The organism is Pseudomonas frederiksbergensis (assembly GCF_001874645.1).
Lineage (GTDB): Bacteria > Pseudomonadota > Gammaproteobacteria > Pseudomonadales > Pseudomonadaceae > Aquipseudomonas > Aquipseudomonas frederiksbergensis_B.
In genome coordinates, this window is the sequence record NZ_CP017886.1 from 1994074 (window position 1) to 2011780 (window position 17707).

General features: G+C 57.5%; 18 protein-coding genes and 1 other RNA gene. All 19 read left to right on the forward strand.

Annotated elements, in window-relative coordinates:
- Positions 1 to 24 precede the first annotated feature (24 nt).
- The 19 genes from BLL42_RS09860 to BLL42_RS09950 all read left to right on the forward strand — a co-directional run bounded on the left by BLL42_RS09860 (position 25) and on the right by BLL42_RS09950 (position 17607).
- Positions 25 to 849: a (Fe-S)-binding protein gene (locus BLL42_RS09860; RefSeq protein WP_071551886.1), complete on the forward strand. Its 825-nt coding sequence runs from the start codon at positions 25 to 27 to the stop codon at positions 847 to 849.
- Entirely contained in the window at positions 846 to 2303 is a 1458-nt protein-coding gene (locus tag BLL42_RS09865; RefSeq protein ID WP_071551887.1) for a LutB/LldF family L-lactate oxidation iron-sulfur protein, read from the forward strand. The genes BLL42_RS09860 and BLL42_RS09865 overlap by 4 nt, the downstream gene beginning before the upstream one ends.
- Positions 2300 to 2971 carry a LutC/YkgG family protein gene (locus BLL42_RS09870; RefSeq protein WP_071551888.1) on the forward strand — a complete coding sequence of 224 codons (672 nt, stop codon included), beginning with the start codon at positions 2300 to 2302 and terminating at the stop codon, positions 2969 to 2971. The genes BLL42_RS09865 and BLL42_RS09870 overlap by 4 nt, the downstream gene beginning before the upstream one ends.
- On the forward strand, positions 2968 to 5778 hold the full coding sequence (locus BLL42_RS09875; protein ID WP_071551889.1) for an FAD-binding and (Fe-S)-binding domain-containing protein: 2811 nt from the start codon (positions 2968 to 2970) through the stop codon (positions 5776 to 5778). Before BLL42_RS09870 ends, BLL42_RS09875 begins: the two co-directional genes overlap by 4 nt.
- Positions 5779 to 5943: 165 nt before the next feature.
- The gene (locus BLL42_RS09880) at positions 5944 to 6219 is read left to right on the forward strand and encodes a PA2433 domain-containing protein (protein WP_071551890.1); all 276 of its coding nucleotides are present in this window, start codon (positions 5944 to 5946) and stop codon (positions 6217 to 6219) included.
- 92 nt (positions 6220 to 6311) lie between these two features.
- Positions 6312 to 6705, forward strand: a transfer-messenger RNA (tmRNA) gene (gene ssrA, locus BLL42_RS09885).
- Positions 6706 to 6871: 166 nt separating this feature from the next.
- Entirely contained in the window at positions 6872 to 8113 is a 1242-nt protein-coding gene (locus BLL42_RS09890; RefSeq protein ID WP_071551891.1) for a tyrosine-type recombinase/integrase, read from the forward strand.
- A gap of 39 nt (positions 8114 to 8152) precedes the next feature.
- Positions 8153 to 9031 carry a hypothetical protein gene (locus BLL42_RS09895; protein WP_071551892.1) on the forward strand — a complete coding sequence of 293 codons (879 nt, stop codon included), beginning with the start codon at positions 8153 to 8155 and terminating at the stop codon, positions 9029 to 9031.
- A 75-nt stretch (positions 9032 to 9106) separates the two neighbouring features.
- Positions 9107 to 9361 (forward strand): helix-turn-helix transcriptional regulator, encoded by a 255-nt coding sequence (locus BLL42_RS09900; RefSeq protein WP_071551893.1) that lies wholly within the window; start codon positions 9107 to 9109, stop codon positions 9359 to 9361.
- 380 nt (positions 9362 to 9741) lie between these two features.
- Positions 9742 to 9924 (forward strand): hypothetical protein, encoded by a 183-nt coding sequence (locus tag BLL42_RS30035; protein WP_071551894.1) that lies wholly within the window; start codon positions 9742 to 9744, stop codon positions 9922 to 9924.
- On the forward strand, positions 9921 to 10211 hold the full coding sequence (locus BLL42_RS09910) for a DUF3077 domain-containing protein (protein ID WP_071551895.1): 291 nt from the start codon (positions 9921 to 9923) through the stop codon (positions 10209 to 10211). The genes BLL42_RS30035 and BLL42_RS09910 overlap by 4 nt, the downstream gene beginning before the upstream one ends.
- Positions 10212 to 10213: 2 nt before the next feature.
- Positions 10214 to 10624 carry a virulence-associated protein E gene (locus BLL42_RS09915; protein ID WP_071551896.1) on the forward strand — a complete coding sequence of 137 codons (411 nt, stop codon included), beginning with the start codon at positions 10214 to 10216 and terminating at the stop codon, positions 10622 to 10624.
- Entirely contained in the window at positions 10621 to 11796 is a 1176-nt protein-coding gene (locus BLL42_RS09920) for an AAA family ATPase (protein ID WP_081427297.1), read from the forward strand. Before BLL42_RS09915 ends, BLL42_RS09920 begins: the two co-directional genes overlap by 4 nt.
- A complete protein-coding gene (locus BLL42_RS09925; RefSeq protein ID WP_071551897.1) occupies positions 11793 to 12089 on the forward strand; it encodes a hypothetical protein in 297 nt (98 codons plus the stop codon). The genes BLL42_RS09920 and BLL42_RS09925 overlap by 4 nt, the downstream gene beginning before the upstream one ends.
- A complete protein-coding gene (locus BLL42_RS09930) occupies positions 12086 to 12313 on the forward strand; it encodes a DNA-binding protein (RefSeq protein WP_236721977.1) in 228 nt (75 codons plus the stop codon). Before BLL42_RS09925 ends, BLL42_RS09930 begins: the two co-directional genes overlap by 4 nt.
- Before the next feature lie 105 nt (positions 12314 to 12418).
- A complete protein-coding gene (locus BLL42_RS09935; RefSeq protein WP_071551898.1) occupies positions 12419 to 12646 on the forward strand; it encodes a hypothetical protein in 228 nt (75 codons plus the stop codon).
- Positions 12647 to 12648: 2 nt separating this feature from the next.
- Positions 12649 to 14490 carry a ClpP-like prohead protease/major capsid protein fusion protein gene (locus BLL42_RS09940; protein WP_071551899.1) on the forward strand — a complete coding sequence of 614 codons (1842 nt, stop codon included), beginning with the start codon at positions 12649 to 12651 and terminating at the stop codon, positions 14488 to 14490.
- A 38-nt stretch (positions 14491 to 14528) separates the two neighbouring features.
- Entirely contained in the window at positions 14529 to 15896 is a 1368-nt protein-coding gene (locus tag BLL42_RS09945) for a tyrosine-type recombinase/integrase (RefSeq protein WP_081427351.1), read from the forward strand.
- Between the two features lie 856 nt (positions 15897 to 16752).
- Positions 16753 to 17607, forward strand: a complete 855-nt coding sequence (locus BLL42_RS09950) for a DUF1460 domain-containing protein (RefSeq protein ID WP_071551901.1) — start codon at positions 16753 to 16755, stop codon at positions 17605 to 17607.
- Positions 17608 to 17707 lie beyond the last annotated feature (100 nt).

Consider the following 17707-nt stretch of genomic DNA (forward strand, 5'->3'; position numbering starts at 1 on the left):
CGGGACCACCCGGAGACACGCCTGATGAGCGAGCTTTTTTACAACGCTGTGCCGAACGCGACCCGAGTCGCCCCGCCACTGCCTGAACCGCGCCAATACCCCAGCGAGAAACCGCAGCGGGTCTACCTGTTTGGCACGTGTGTGGTCGACCTGTTTTATCCCGAAGCCGGGATGGACGCGATTCACTTGCTCGAACGCGAAGGCATTCGCGTGGAGTACCCGCAAGGGCAAAGCTGCTGCGGACAACCGGCTTACACCTCGGGTTACACCGAACAGGCCCGGACCGTGGCGCGCTCGCAATTGGCGCTGTTCGCCGGAGACTATCCGGTGGTGGTGCCTTCGGGCTCCTGCGCGGGAATGCTCCGTGAACATTACGCTGACTTATTCAAGGACGAGCCGGACACGTTGAAACAGGTCCAGTCCCTGGCGGCGCGGACCTATGAGCTGGCCGAGTTTCTGCTGTTCGTCTGCAAGGTGCAGCTCAAGGACAGCGGCGAGCCGGTCAAAGTGGCGCTGCACACCTCGTGCTCGGCACGGCGTGAGATGAACACCCACTTGCATGGCCGCGAGTTATTGTCGCAGCTGAGCAACGTGGAACGGGTTGATCACGACCACGAAAGCGAATGCTGTGGCTTTGGTGGGACATTCAGCGTCCGAATGCCAGACATTTCCGGTGCGATGGTCGCTGACAAGACCAAAGCCCTGAAGGAATCCGGCGCACACACGGTGCTAAGTGCCGACTGTGGCTGTTTGATGAACATCAACGGTTCGTTGGAAAAACAGAACGAAGCGTTGCGCGGTCAACATCTGGCCAGCTTCCTCTGGCAGCGTATTGGAGGTGCTTCATGAGCACGCCTACGCTGATTCCGACTGTTGCCGTGTCGGAAGATTTTCGCACCCGGGCTCACGAGGCGTTGGGTGACACGCAACTGCGAAACAACTTTCGCAGTGCGATGGATTCACTGATGGCAAAGCGGGCAGCGTCTTTCAGCGATGCCTTTGAGCGAGAACACTTACGCGCCCTGGGCAATGCTATTCGTGCCCGCGCGTTATCCAAGTTGCCCGACCTGCTCGAGCAACTGGAACAGAACCTGACCCGCAACGGTGTGACAGTGCACTGGGCGGAAACGGTGGACGAGGCCAATGGCATCGTCTTATCGATCATCCGTGCTCACGAGGCGCGGCAAGTGATCAAGGGCAAATCGATGGTCAGCGAAGAGATGGAGATGAACCATGTCCTCGCTGAACAAGGCATTGAATGCCTTGAGTCGGACATGGGCGAGTTCATCGTCCAGCTCGACCACGAGAAGCCTTCACATATCATTATGCCGGCGATCCACAAGAATGCCGGTCAGGTCGCGTCCTTGTTCCACGACAAACTTGGCGTGGAGTACACCAAGGACGTTGACCAACTCATTCAGATTGGTCGCAAGGTCTTGCGGCAGAAATTCTTCGAAGCTGACATCGGCGTCTCTGGCGTCAACTTCGCCGTGGCCGAAACCGGCACCCTGCTGCTGGTGGAAAACGAAGGCAACGGGCGCATGTCGACCACAGTGCCGCCGGTACACATCGCCGTCACCGGGATCGAGAAAGTCGTCGAAAATCTGCGGGACGTTGTACCGCTGCTATCGCTGCTGACACGCTCGGCCCTCGGCCAGCCAATCACCACCTACGTCAACATGATCTCCGGCCCGCGCAAAGAACATGAACTCGACGGCCCGCAAGAAGTGCACCTGGTATTGATCGACAACGGTCGCAGCCAGGCCTTTGCCGACAGCGAACTGCGCCAGACCCTGAACTGCATCCGCTGCGGTGCCTGCATGAACCATTGCCCGGTTTACACGCGCATCGGCGGTCATGCCTATGGCGAAGTTTATCCAGGCCCGATCGGCAAGATCATCACCCCGCACCTGGTCGGCCTGGCGAAAGTCCCGGACCACCCGAGCGCCTCGTCGCTGTGCGGTGCCTGCGGTGAAGTCTGCCCGGTAAAAATTCCGATCCCGGCACTGCTGCGCCGCCTACGCGAAGAAAACGTCAAAGCCCCTGACAGTCCTCATCAAGTGATGCGCGGCCAGGGCAGCAAGTACTCGCGCAAAGAGCGCTTCATCTGGAACGCCTGGGCGAAGCTCAACAGCTCGCCGACGCTGTATCGGCTATTCGGTTTCTTCGCCACTCGCCTGCGCGCCCTCACGCCAAACAACATTGGCCCGTGGACGCAAAACCACAGCGCACCGAAACCCGCCGCTCGCTCACTGCACGACATGGCCCGTGAGCATCTGGCCAAACAGGGAGATCGCCGATGAGCGCCAAGCAAAACATCCTCGCCAAGCTGCGCAACAGTCTGACCGGCACCACACCAGTGCCTGACAACTTCGATGAAACGCTGGTGACCGAGCCTTATACCTACCCCCCAGAGCAACGCATCCCGCAACTGCGCAAACTGATGGAAGCGGTGCACACCGAAATCCACCTGACCAGCGAGCAAGGCTGGCCTGAGTTGCTCGCGCAATTGCTGCGCGACCGTCAGTTGCCGAGCCTGCTGATTGCACCGACTACGCCGCACGGTCAACGTGTCACGCAGCATTGGGCAAACAATTCTGACCTACCCACACTGAAGGCCTACGACCGTCCGGTCGAAGAGTGGAAGGCCGAACTGTTCAACGACACCCCGGCCAGCCTGACCACCACCCTCGGCGCCATCGCCGCCACTGGCAGCCTGATCATCTGGCCCACCCGCGAAGAACCACGACTGATGAGCCTGGTGCCGCCGGTGCATTTCGCCCTGCTCAAGGCCAGTGAAATTCGCGACAACTTCTATCAGGTCCAGCAAGAGTACGAGTGGGCCCAAGGCATGCCGACTAACGCTTTGCTGGTGTCCGGCCCGTCGAAAACCGCCGACATCGAGCAAGTCCTGGCTTACGGCGCCCACGGCCCGAAAGACCTGGTGGTGCTGATCCTGGAGGACCAATGAGTCTACCGGCGGCTTTCCTGCGTGATGCGCAGCAGCTGATTCCGCAGGAGCGGCGTTTCGACGACCCACTCTCGACCCTGGCCTTTGGCACCGACGCGAGTTTCTATCGGCTGATTCCGAAGTTGGTGATTCGCGTCGAGTCTGAAAACGAAGTGGTTGCCCTGCTCAAACTGGCTCAACGTGATCAGGTGCCGGTGACCTTCCGGGCCGCTGGCACCAGCCTCTCTGGTCAGGCCATCAGCGATTCGGTGCTGATCGTGCTCGGCGATAACTGGAACGGTCGCGAGATCCGCGCTCAGGGCACGCAAATCCGCCTGCAACCGGGTGTGATCGGCGCACAGGCGAACGCCTGGCTAGCACCGTTTGGCCGCAAGATCGGCCCCGATCCGGCGTCAATCAATGCCTGTAAAATTGGCGGTATCGTCGCCAACAACGCCAGCGGCATGTGCTGCGGCACCGCGCAAAACACCTACCACACGCTGGCCGGCATTCGCCTGGTACTGGCCGATGGCAGCCGCCTCGACACCGAGGACGCCGCCAGTGTCGCGGCTTTTCGCAACAGTCACGCTGAACTGCTGGAACGTCTGGCGACACTCGGCCGCGAGACCCGCGCCAACGCCGAACTGGCCGCAAAAATTCGCCACAAGTACCGTCTGAAAAATACCACCGGCCTGTCGCTCAATGCCTTGGTGGATTTCGACGAGCCTGTGGATATCTTGAGCCACTTGCTGGTGGGCTCCGAAGGCACGCTGGGATTTATCAGCGCGGTGACCTATGACACGGTGATCGACCATCCGAACAAAGCCTCGGCGCTGATCGTCTTCCCGGATGTCGACACCTGCTGCAACGCCGTGACCGTGCTGAAAAGCCAGCCAGTCTCGGCCGTGGAGCTGCTCGACCGCCGCAGCCTGCGTTCGGTGCAGGACAAACCCGGGATGCCGGCCTTCGTCCAGCAACTGTCAGCCAACGCCTGCGCCTTATTGATCGAATCCCGCGCCGCATCAACTGCGCTGTTGCACGAGCAACTGGCGCAGATCATGAATTCACTGATCGCGTTCCCGGTGGAGAAACAGGTCGACTTCACGCAAGACCCGGCAGAAAACGCCAAACTCTGGGCGATCCGCAAGGACACCTTCCCCGCCGTCGGCGCGGTGCGCAAAACCGGCACCACGGTGATCATCGAAGACGTGACCTTTCCGGTGGAGCAACTGGCGGCAGGCGTGAACCGTTTGATCGAGCTGTTCGACAAACACCACTACGACGAAGCAATCCTTTTCGGTCACGCACTGGAAGGCAATCTGCACTTCGTCTTCACCCAAGGCTTCAACAGCGCGGAAGAAGTCGCACGCTACCAGGCGTTCATGGACGACGTGGCACAATTGGTCGCTGTCGAGTTTGGTGGCTCGCTGAAAGCCGAACACGGTACCGGACGCAACATGGCGCCCTTCGTCGAACTGGAATGGGGCAGCGACGCCTATCAGTTGATGTGGCAGCTCAAGCGTCTGCTCGACCCGAACGGCATCCTCAACCCGGACGTGGTGCTCAGCGAGGATCCGCAGATCCACCTCAAGCACCTGAAACCGCTGCCGGCCGCCGACGAGATTGTGGATAAGTGCATCGAATGTGGCTTCTGCGAGCCGGTCTGCCCGTCAAAAGGCCTGACCTTGAGCCCGCGTCAGCGCATCGTGATCTGGCGTGATATCCAGGCAAAAAAGCGCGCAGGCATCGATACCTCGGAGCTGGAAGAGGCTTATCAATATCAAGGCCTCGACACCTGCGCCGCCACCGGACTCTGCGCGCAACGCTGCCCGGTCGGAATCAACACCGGCGAGCTGGTGAAAAAACTCCGTAGCCGCACGGCAACCCGGACGAAAACCGCCAACTGGCTCGAAGGAAATTTCGCCACCGCACTGCAAGGTGCGCGCTTCACGCTGCACGTTGCCAACGGTGCTCGGATGCTGCTGGGCGCGCCACGGCTGACGAAGATTTCTGCTGCACTGACCAAGCTGTCCAAAGGGCAAGTTCCGCAGTGGACCAACGCCATGCCACAACCGGAACGAGCGATTCGCTTCAGCCCGTCGGTGACCGACGAGCGCCCGCGCGTGGTCTACCTGGCGGCGTGCGTGTCGCGGGTCATGGGCCCTGCGGCCGGTGACAAGGAGCAAATGTCGCTCTACGACAAGACCCGTGGCCTGCTGGAAAAGGCCGGCTACCAAGTGGTTTCACCGGACAATCAGGACAACCTCTGCTGCGGTCAGCCGTTCGCCTCCAAAGGCTATACCGAACAAGCCGAACACAAACGCCAGGAGCTGATCGGCGCGCTGCTGCACGCCAGTCGCGGCGGGCTCGACCCGATCTATTGCGACACCAGCCCTTGCACCTTGCGCCTGGTGCAAGACCTTGGCGATGTGCGCCTGGACCTGTACGACCCGGTGCGTTTCATTCGCACGCACTTGATCGACCGACTGGACTTCACGCCTCAGGAAGATCCGATTGCAGTGCACGTCACCTGCAGCACTCAGCACCTCGGCGAGAGCCAGGCGCTGATCGATCTGGCGCGACGCTGCAGTAAAACCGTGGTGATACCGGAAGGTATTCACTGCTGCGGGTTTGCCGGCGACAAGGGATTCACTACGCCTGAACTGAACGCTCACTCACTGCGCACATTGAAAGACGCCGTGCAGTATTGTAGCGAAGGCATCTCCACCAGCCGCACCTGTGAAATCGGCCTGAGCCAGCATGGCGGGATCGATTACCACGGATTGGTTTACCTGGTGGACCGGGTGACCCAGGCCAGGACGGTCTGATACATACGCCATCCAGCAAGGGGCACTTCGCTCCTTTGCTGTACTCTCCTGCCGACGAAAAACAACGCTATTTTTCCCGCTTCACAAGAACCCTTGTGCGCCGCTACAGTCTATCTGTTAAGCCCAAACACCCTGGGTTCCCGACGCTGTTCAAGGAGAAACCCCATGAAGCGATCCGCCCTGTCCGGACTGCTTATCTGCGCAACACTGACAACCTCCCACGCCTTTGCCTCAAGCGAGGGCGATCTGTGTGCGAGGAACCTTCAAACACTCACCAGCGAACTGGCCAATGCGACCAAGCTGGATGCCGCCACACAAAGCGACGCCACGAGCAAACTCCAGCAAGCCAAATCTGCCTATGACGCGAAAAACGACAGGGAATGCGTAGCCCTGACGCAGCAGGCGCTGCAGTCCGTTCAAAGCCACAAAAACAGCCAGTAACCCGGCCCTGACACGCACGCTGGACAGAAGGTCGACTCGCTACGCGCATTGGCGTACACTACGCAAACCTGCTGGTTACACACAGCAGGTTCGGGGCCGTTTAGGATTCGACGCCGGTTGCGAAACTTTAGGTGCATGCCGAGTTGGTAACAGAACTCGTAAATCCACTGTTGCAACTTCCTATAGTTGCCAATGACGAAACCTACGGGGAATACGCTCTCGCTGCGTAAGCAGCCTTAGCCCTTCCCTCCTGGTACCTTCGGGTCCAGCAATCATCAGGGGATGTCTGTAAACCCAAAGTGATTGTCATATAGAACAGAATCGCCGTGCAGTACGTTGTGGACGAAGCGGCTAAAACTTACACAACTCGCCCAAAGCACCCTGCCCGTCGGGTCGCTGAGGGTTAACTTAATAGACACGGCTACGCATGTAGTACCGACAGCGGAGTACTGGCGGACGGGGGTTCAAATCCCCCCGGCTCCACCAAATACTAGTTTCCACATGTTCCCACATGACTCGGAAACACCCCAAGAAGCCCGCCCCGCGCGGGCTTTCTTGTGTCTGGACATCCCCGAATGAACCCACACAGCATTGCACCCCGTGTATGCCTGCTTGTATGCTCGCCTTAAATTTGAAACTGGGGCATACACGCATGAAGCGTTCGGAGATTAAGCGCCGTCCGATGGCAGACACCACCCTGGCCAGCCTTGAGCCTGAAGCCAGCACCTACCGTGAACTGGATGGCGCCGGGCTCTATCTGCGAGTGAAGCCCACTGGCCAGAAATCCTGGGAGCTGCGTTACAAAAAAGCCGATGGCAAATGGTCCTGGCTAGGCTTGGGAGGCTACGGCAAGGGCAGCCACCAGTTGACCGGCGAACAGGCACGCCAGAAGGCGGCAGAGCTGCGCGACAGCACAATGAAAGATGGCAGCATGCTCGCCACCCAGCGCGCCCAAAAGGCAGCGGAGCGCGAAGCCGCCAATAACACTTTCGAACATCTGGCACGCGAGTGGTACGCCAACAAGCGCAAAGGCTGGAGTGCGGGTACTGCAACCCGAACCATTGGCGCCCTGGAACTGCATGTGTTTCCGGTCTTCGGCAAGCGGCCCTATCAGGGTGTTCTGCCAATGGAATGGATGGAGTTCCTGCGCGGTATGGAACAATCCGGGATCGTCGAGCAGACCAGCCGAGTACGTGGCATGTGCAGGGAAATTTACGACCTGGCTCGCGTCACCGGCCGCGCCACTCACAATCCGCTGGAAGGATTGCACAAGTTCCTGCTGACCAAGCCAGCCGAGAACTATGCCCACGTTTCAATCGACGAATTGCCGCCTCTATTGCGAGCTATCAGAGCCTACCCAAGCGCGGTAGACGTTCGTATCGGCTTACACCTGCTGTCTATGCTCGCCTGTCGACCGTCTGAGCTGCGAGAGGCCCGGTGGTCTGAGTTCGATTTAGATGGGGGCCTGTGGACTGTTCCCGCCGAACGAATGAAGCGCCGTCGTGAGCATGTGGTTCCCTTGCCGCGCCAATCCGTCGAACTGCTGCACAATCTGCACAACCTCACCGGCGCTTACCTCCTGCTGTTCCCAGGTCGTAGCGACACCACCAAGCCGCGCTCAAATACCGTTTTTCTGATGGCCCTGCGTCGACTGGGCTACGAAGGGCGGCAGACCGGCCACGGATTCCGTCATATCGCCAGCACGATCCTCAATGAACACGGTTTCGATGAAAACCACATTGAGGCCCAGCTATCGCACGTTAAAGACGGGATTGCAGGGGTGTACAACAAGGCCCAATACCTGGCCCAGCGCACGACCATGATGCAGTGGTATGCCGACCACCTAGACAAGCTGGCAAACGGCAATGTTGTAGAAATGAGCAGGCGAGCTTAATTCAAACTCACATCCATCAACTCAGTTCTGGAGGCCCGATTGCACACCAAGAATGTGAAGTACATAAGTGAGCAAGAGACCTGTAAGCGTCTCAGTAAGGATATTGGTAGGGAAATTTCGAGGGAAGAAATAATCGAGCTTTCTGAGGCTGGTGTCATTCCGGCTTATATGGAATTTCGTCCAACTGATAGCCGAGCTTTTCCGGAAAAACGATTCTACTTTGTCCATGCATTAGAGGAAGACGTTTGCATCGGAAACGGATTTGAAACCGAGTTAAAAGCCTTGCCGTTTCCTCTTCGGGAGGGAGGAATATTCAGAGCTGCTGAATGGGCGTTTCATGGTAATAGCAGGCTTCCAACGCTTCAGACAGTGGACTATAAGGTCTTTGCAAAACATATTGAAGGCCATCTTGAACCGATAAGTGAGGATCATTTTGTACGAGTCTACGCGCCGCTTGAAGTCAAACCTTCCAGCGTCAAAGTGAAACGGTACTTTAGTAACAAGATGGTTGAGCCTACTATCCACGGCTACTGCAATGCATTTGCAGGTTTCGATATTGAGACAGTAGGAGAATGGCGGGGAATGAGTCCCTTCACGGACGACCCTGATTATCTGAATCCTGACAGAAGGCGCCCTAACAGGAAGAGTGCAAACGAGCCAAGCGAAAGCATGGGGATGGAGTTGATAATTATCTCTGCGTTAAAGCAAATAGTGGAAACGTTGAGTGCACAAAAAGGAAGTAAGAAGTATACACAGGGAGATATTGCCAGAATGATCGAGGATATCTATCCATCCTGCATTAGTGATACCACAATCAATAATATTTTTTCCGCCGCGAACAAAAAGCGGCTTGAGGTGATCGCACGGGCAAAGCAGAAGCAAGCCGACGATGCCAAGCTGATGAAGGATGCATTTTAGGAATTTTGCAATTGCAATGACTCTGCTTCGTCGTGTGCATAACGTGGCAAGCCTCAATCGTATGGAGGCAAGTGAATGCACCCGAACACTCCCCACTCAAGCAAAGGGCTGATCCGTCAGCCCGCCCTCTGCCTATGGCTGGACGTGACCCGTTCCGGTCTCGCCAAGCTCAGAGCAAAAGACTCCTCATTCCCAAAGCCCATCAAGGATGGCGACTCGCGACAAGCTGCCGCTTATTACGTCGTGGCCGAGGTGGAAGCCTGGCTGCAATCCAAGATTGCCGCCCGAGACAAAGCCCAAACTTGTGAGAATGAGGATGCGAAACAGTGAGCAGTCCGAACGTTATGTGCTCCAGTCGTGCCCTTTTTGTGCAGTCGTGCCCATGCCCAAGGGTGGGCACTACTGAGGGCACAAGGGCACGACTGCCGAAATTTTCGCTTGCCAGTGACAGGTTTGACGGTTATGGTTTCGCCGTCGCTGCAAATTCAGCGACCGGGCTTGGTAACCCGATCAGCAAAAGGCGCAACAGCGCCCCCATTACGATTGCAGGCGCTTTTTTTACGTCCGCATTTCCGTTTTATGGCGGCTGTGCGTGGGAGACCCTCGGGTCTGCCGGGTTCCTTTTGCCCCGGTTTACCAACCCGCGTACAGCTGCCACCCATTCGCTTGGTAACGAATGTGGCAGCTCCTCAGCAAAAGGAGCGTCACCCATGCTTACCCGTCTTTTCAGCCTCACTCCGTCCGAAGTCCAGAACAAGGTCGAGCGTCACCGTGCTCGCGCTGTCGCCCAGCTCAAGAGCCAATCCAGCCTCAAAGTTCGCCACCAGCGTTACAACGCCGAAATGGCCCGCGCCCGCTTCTTTGAAGCCATGTTGGCTGGAGGCGCACAATGAAACATCTAACTACTACCGAAGTTCGTTTTATCTCTCCTGCCCACGCACACAAAAAACAAGAATTGTTTAGGGTGAACCCTGACATTAATGTTCAAATCGCTTTGCATATCGCCTCGGATCTTCTTGCCAGTGTGATGGACAGCCTCGCTGATGCAGCTTCTGGGGGAATTCCACTTGAGGGCAATAACGCTTTTATGGTGACCCACACAGTTGAAAGCGCCCGAGCTGCGCTTAGTTCAGTGTTAGGGAAGTTTGAAAAAATTAACGACCTCAATCTAGGGGCGTAATCATGAAAACTTCAAATCAGCGCCAAGTTGCGCTGGCGGGATCGGCTTGCCTGGATAAAGTGCTTAGTTGTCTCGACAAAGTTAAATCGGCTGGCACTAACAAGTGGAAAGCATGCTGCCCGGCACATGACGACAAGTCTCCGAGTTTGGCAATTAGTGAAACATCAGACGGTACTGTGTTGCTTAAGTGCTGGAGCGGCTGTACGGCTCAGGACATTGTTTCGGCTGTCGGGTTGGAGTTGCGCGATCTATTCCCAGGTGTAAAGCGCGAACGCCGCGGCCCCAGTGCTGCTGCGATCAAGCATGAGCGCGCTGTATATCTGATTGGAAAGTCGCTGCTCGAAGACGGAAAGTTGTTTGGCGACGATCTACAGCGCTTCAACCTCGCCAAGCAGCGCCTGGGGGTCAAATGAACGCTCAAGATCGCTTTGCGGACCAGTGGGCGAAAAGCGATAGCCCCGCCGTATGGAAGGTGAACGCCGTGAGTGCCGCGAGCATCAAGCCGGTGGCCATTCGTTGGCTGTGGCCTGGCTGGCTAGCCAAAGGAAAGTTGCACATTTTGGCTGGCGCTGGCGGCACGGGGAAAACCACGCTGCTGATTAGCCTGATCGCAACCATCACTACCGGTGGGCGTTGGCCGGACGGCACCCGTTGCAGTGAGCCAGGTAACGCCCTGATATGGTCGAGCGAAGATGACCCAGCCGACACGTTAGTACCTCGATTGGCTGCTGCTGGGGCCGACCTAAACCGGGTTCACATCATCCAGGGCCGTATTAATGCCCAGGGAGAGGCTGACCCGTTCGACCCGGCCAACGACATTGCTTTGCTGAGGGCCACTGCAAACGAAATTGGCGGTGTGTCGCTACTGATGCTCGACCCCATCGTCAGCGCGGTGAAGGGTGATATGCACAAAGCCAATGACGTGCGTCGAGCCCTGCAAGGCGTGGTGGACTTTGCCGAACAAAATCTTTGTGCGGTGGTGGGAATCTCCCACTTTGCCAAGGGCGGTGCGGGATCTTCACCGGCAGATCGAGTGATCGGTTCACAGGCATTCTCAGCGCTGGCCAGGACGGTGCTCGTGGCAGCCAAACAGGAAGGCACCGACATGCGAGTGCTGGCCCGGGCCAAGTCCAACATCGGCACCGATGAGGGTGGTGTCTCTTACACCATCGAGCCTTGCGACATCGGCGGCGGGATCGAGGCCACCCGTGTGGTGTGGGGGGATGTTATCGAAGGGAGTGCTCGCGACATCCTCGGCGACGCCGAAGCCTGCGACGAAGAACGCCTGGATGACAGCGACAATCCAGCGGAGGCCTTGCGAAGAATCCTCAGCGCTGGGCCACTGACGGGAAAAGAAGCGAAAAACCTGATGGTGGGCAACGGGTATACACAAAAGCAGATCAGGAATGCACGAGAAAATCTATCGGTCACTACTGCCAGGGCTGGGTTTGGTGCAGACACCGTGGTCACCTGGTCACTTCCTCAAGCGACGGGTGATTACGCGGCCTTTCCTCACAGGGAAAAAAGGCCAGCAATGGAAGCCCCCGTGGAAGCCGAGCTGAGTGCGGATGAGGTGGCGATATGAGCACCGCCATCGACTATTTAGCGCAGCACGGCCTGTCAGCACGCCAGAAGGGAAATCGGGTGGTGGTATCGCCCAGGTCGCGGGTCACGGATGACCTGCAAAAATATATCCGCGCTCATCGTCTTGAGTTGCTGGCCGAACTGGCAGCGAATGATGGGATTGAGCGCCGCTGCCACTGGAGAGTAGTTCGCGGTGAAAGACCTATATGCACGATGGTGGGTGTTCCCGTTACGCGTAACGAAGCGTTGGCTGAGGTTCGTTGGCGCTGGCCTGATGCGGAGGTGGCGCCGTGAGTATTGAGGAAGAAATCTACACCCGTTTGCAGCAGATGGATGTGGTTCCCCTGCTCGGCGGCCTAGTGCCGGAGAACGCCACCGCCAAGCTGTTGGGATACACACCTTCATACTTCCGCCAAATGGCGTCGGCCGGTCAATCACCGCTTTCGTATGTCCGACGAGGTAATCGAAGGTTTTATAAAATCGCAGATATCAGCAAATTCGTTACGGAAACCGCATAAAAACGAAGATTTACCGCGTTGAGTGACCATGGCCGTTTCTCCAATGTGTGCGTTCTCACATTGCTGACATTTATCAGCAGTTCAGAAAGCTCACGGAGAAACCCTATGACAGAAAAACGCATGACCATTCACCTGGACGAGGGCTGTATCCGCGACCTCGAACAACTCAAACGCCGCCTTGATGCCGAAGCCGGAGAGCATGCCCCAATGTTCTCCCTGCCTGCCCTGGCTCGCCACGCTATCCGCAAGTGGTGTGACCATGTCGCCGCCCCCATGCCCCGTGCCTGGGAACAACAGCCCGCCAGCGATGACGACGCCAGCAACGAGGGCTAAGCATGGACCTTCAAATCTACGACGTGATCGACGAAGTCACCGCTCAAAAGGTCAAGGCCATGGTGGTCGGCCAACTGCCGCTAACCGTCCATATCAATAGCCCTGGCGGCAGCGTAACCGACGCCCTGGCGATCTACAGCATCCTGAATAAGCACCAGGGCCATGTCACTGCCGTCGTCGATGGTTTGTGTGCCAGTGCGGCCACAATCGTGGCTCTGGCCGCCGATGAAATCGTGATGGCCGAGCACAGCTTGATGATGGTTCACAACCCGTGGACCGTTACATCTGGCGATGCCACCCAGATGCGCAAAACTGCCGACACCCTTGACATGGCCAGCCGCGAAATGGCCGCGCTTTATACCGCGCGAACGGGCCTGAGCGGAGAAAAGGTCGTGGCAATCATGAGTGCCGAAACCTGGTTCAACGCCTATGAAGCCGTCGACGCTGGTTTTGCCCATCGTGTAGATAACGCCGAGCGCAGCAAGCCACGTTTGGCAGCGACGGCCATGTCATTCCTGGCCACCGTTGTTCAGGCGCCAGAAGCCGCAACGCAATCTCTCCAGCGGCTAACCGACAGCCGCGAAGCCCACCGCCAAAAGCTCAACGCACTTATCGGGTCTTTTGCAGGCCACGAAAGCATTCAGCGTCTACAAGCGAGTAAAGAATTCATGACCTACACCACCGCGCAAGTCCGCGAAAAACTGCTGGTTGCGTTGGGCGAAGGAACCACTCCAACCGGTGGCCTACGTACCGACACGTTCGTCCATGCCGGTAACGGCAACATCGTGCGTGACGGTATGGTCGATGCGCTGAGCACTCGTCTCGGTATCGCTCAAGCCCAGGATGCCAACAACCCGTATCGAACCATGACCCTGGCTGAGATGGCTCGCGCGTCTCTCACCGAGCGTGGCGTAGGTGTGGCCAGTTACGGCACGAAAATGCAGTTAGTAGGCGCGGCCTTTACCCACACCACCAGCGACTTCGGTAACGTACTAATGAGCGTGTCCGAGAAAGCCATGCTGCGCGGCTGGGAAGCCAGCGGCGAGACGTTCCAACGCTGGACCAAAAAAGGCTCACTGAGCAACTTCAACCCCGCGCGCAGAGTCGGCATGTCCGGCTTCCCAACGCTGCCTAAAGTCCTCGAAGGGGCTGAGTACAAATATGTTACCTGCAACGACCGGGGCGCACCGATCGCTCTCGCGACCTATGGCGGACTGTTCAGCATTACCCGTCAGGCGATCATCAACGATGATTTGAGCGCATTCAGCGCGCTTCCTGCTCACCTGGGCCGTTCGGCGAGCCGCACCATTGGCGACCTGGTTTATTCGGTGTTGACCAGCAACGCGGCTTTCGTCGACGGCAAGCCACTGTTCAGCGCCGAGCACGGCAACATTGACGAAACCGCTGCCGCGATGTCCCCTGATAGCCTGGGCGAACTGCGCTGCAAGATGCGCCTGCAGAAAGATGACTTCGGTACAGCGCTGAATATCTCGCCCGCGTTTGTCATTGTCCCCGCCGGCCTTGAGTCAGCCGCCATGCAGGTGCTCAACAGCACATCGATTCCTGGCGCAAACATGAATAGCGGCATTGCCAATCCTGTCAGCAAAATGGGCCAGCTCATCGTCGAAAGCCGCTTGGATAGCGCACCTACACCTTATTGGTACGTGGCTGCCGAACAAGGCGCCGATACCATTGAAGTCGCCTACCTGGACGGCGTCGATACCCCTTATCTCGAAGAACAGCAAGGGTGGTCCGTGGACGGTATTAGCCTCAAGGTGCGTATCGACGCGGGTGTGGCCCCACTGGACTATCGCGGTCTAGCACGCGCCAAGGCCAACGCCTAACCTGCGGCCATCAGTAAAGGAAGCTAGACACCTTGACCATTTCAGAGCCGAAAACTCTGACGGTGGTGATCAGTGACATCGAGATTCGCCGCCATGCTGGCGGCGAAACTCGTCAACTGCGCGACATCCGTCACCCCGAACTCAGATTCCGCTACTCCACCTCCGACCGCAACAAGGGCGCCTGGCATGTCGTAGTGCGCGGCAAGTGGGGCAAAGCCGGTAATTATCCCAGCATCAATGCCAAACTGATGATTAGCACTCTGCCGACGATCCTGGCACGACGTGCGGTCGACCCCAAGGCAGCCTCCACCACCACCGCTTGGCACACCGTAGGCGAAGTGCTGAACTGGTACGCCGATCGTATGGGCCGGGACCGGGGGTTGTCGGACAAACGCAAAGCCAGTGCGCAATCAGCGTTGCGTTGCCACCTGACTCCACGTCTTCAAGATGTAACGTTAGCAAGCCTTGACCGTGCCAGCCTCGACCGTCTGCTGATGTGGCCCATGCAAGAGCGTTACGCGTTGTCATTCGTGCGTTCGGTGTATGGCGTGCTGGCGGTCGCCTTCCGCCAAGCCATGCGCCTTGGTCTGATCACCGTCAATCCCATGGCCGACCTCAAGTACACCGACTTCGTACAGACCCGAATCAAGCCCAAGCCCGCCCGGTTACGCGGTGACGACCTACCAACGCTACTGCACGACCTGACCGAACGGATCGAGCATGCGCCGTTGGAATCGATGCTCGCGCTGATGATGCTCTGTCATGGCACCCGACTGGGCGAAACGCGGCTGGCTCGCTGGAAGAACCTCAACCTCACCACCCGCCAGTGGTTTATCCCCGCCCCGGACACCAAGACCAAAGCCGAGCACACGCTGCCACTGACCGAGCAAACCTGCGCCCTGATCGAGCGCTACCGGTCTATGCAGCAAGCAGCAGGGTATCAAGGGCCACTCCTGTTCCCTGGACGCTCTGGTACGGCTATCAGTGCGACAAACGCCAGCACTCTGTTTGCCGGCTTGGCCAAGGGGGCATGGTCGAGCCATGACCTGCGCAAAGTGGCTCGTACTGCCTGGGCTGATCTGGGCGTGGATTACATGGTGGGCGAAATGCTGCTGAACCACGCCATGAAAGACCTGGACGCGACTTACATCCACACCACCGCCGAGGGCATGAAACGCAAGGCCTTGGAGACGTGGCACCAGCACCTTGATCGCCACGGCTTCGATGCCTTGCACGGTGGGACATATCCGGGACAAGCGGCAGACCCATCACCTGCGCAGACCACGAACAACGGGGCCTGTAGCGATTCCCCGCATCCATCCCAAGGGAGGATTCAGAACGATAGCGCCCGGACGGGTCAGCCCCCAGCGCTTTGGGGACAGTTCACCCAATGGACGGCCGATTGAGCCAAACGCTTTTGCCCAGTCGTGCCCTTGTGCCCTCAGTTGTGCCCACCCTTGGACATGGGCACCACTGCATAAAAAGGGCACGACTGGGGGAAAGTTGCACCCATGGATGACTGCGAAGAAGACTTGAGTGGCTGGCCGGGGTCGTCCCGCCAATTTTCAAAAGGTACTCCCGGACTCCACCCCCATAGGGGGTAATTCGGGCCCCGCTCGTTCGCTATGTATGACCTTATTTCGGTGGTTGGTTGTTGTTTAGTTAAAGCAACCAAAGCCCCAGCCAATAAGGGTTTCACCCCAGATTCGATGTAACGGAGACTGAATCTGCCCCGCTGACACCACAACCGACAGGTTGGTCTGAGTTGGTTTGCACGTTACGCAAGGCAGTTTTGAAATGTTGGACGCGGGTTCAGATGCTCACCGAGGATTCCAACCGCCAGCGTTACGCATAACGATCAGATACAGGAATGTGAACACTAGTCATTTTTCTTGGCTGACAGGGCACAGCAACCAGCAGCGTGTATGCCACTGTGTATGCCTTGAGTCACGCCACCACGCCAACCCCAATGTTTACTGGAACATTAAAGGCCGGTTCAAACGTCCCCGGCCCACCAAACGAAGCATCAACAAAGCCCGCCTAGTGCGGGCTTTGTTGCATCTGGGGTTTGAGCTTTCTAGCCTGTTATGCAGTGCCCCCCAACCCAGAGCCTGTCAAAAACGCTCAAACACAGCACAAAGCCGGCAGACAGTCCGTCGCTAAAGTGCTTCGAACCTCCCTCGGCGAATGCCAAAATCCCCACAGGCCCATTAATAAACATTACCATTTGCGACGTAATAGTCGAAAACGATGGGGAATCGAATGCGCAGGTCGGCTGTAATTCTTTTGGCATCCATGCTGACAGCGTGTGGGACTGGGCTGCCCGTCGAGAAAACGAAAGCAGTGGAGAGCGTAGCGTCCGAGAATGGGCACACCCCACTGGAAATGGATGGTTATACCGCTAGCAAACTGGATGCCCTGCTCAAAGAACGCTCAGCGACCAACCCCGATGACATAGGGCAGATGAACAATCTGATTTCACGAGAGTTTTTGGGGCTGCCCTATTCCGCGAACAGGTTGCAGGGCTCTGCTACCACGCCGGAAGAGTTGGTAGTCGACTTCAGGGGCCTGGACTGTTTCACCTATCTGGATTATGTCGAAGCGTTGAGAAAGTCCACCAATGAAGCCGACTTCGTGAAGAGCCTCATTCAGACCCGTTACGTGAACGGCAATCTCAATTTCCTGCATCGCCGGCACTTCTTCACAGACTGGTCGCAGGCGGAGCAAAAACTGGCCGACGACGTCACCGCTCAAATCAGCCCTCATGCGGTAACCGTGGTGAAGCGCCTCAACCGAAAAGCAGATGGCAGCGCCTACTTGCCGGGCGTGCCCATGATCGAGCGCAGTATTACCTATATCCCTAGCGCTTTTATTAACGACCACGTGATCAGCCGCTTGCAGACTGGCGATTACGTTGGCATTTACACCCAACTCGCCGGCCTGGACGTCACCCATACAGGGTTCTTTATCAACAAAGACGAAGGGCCAGTGCTGCGTAATGCCTCTTCGAAGAAAAAGAACAGAGAAGTCGTCGACTCTCCCTTCAAGGACTACATCGCGAAGACGCCAGGGATCGTGGTGTTACGGGCACGGCAATCTGTGCCTGAGAATCAATGAAATCTGGTTCGCCCCTCTTATGCGAGCCCTCTGCATCCTCAAGCACCAACAAAGCCCGTCTTGTGCGGGCTTTGTTGCATCTGGGGGCTTTGTCTATCAC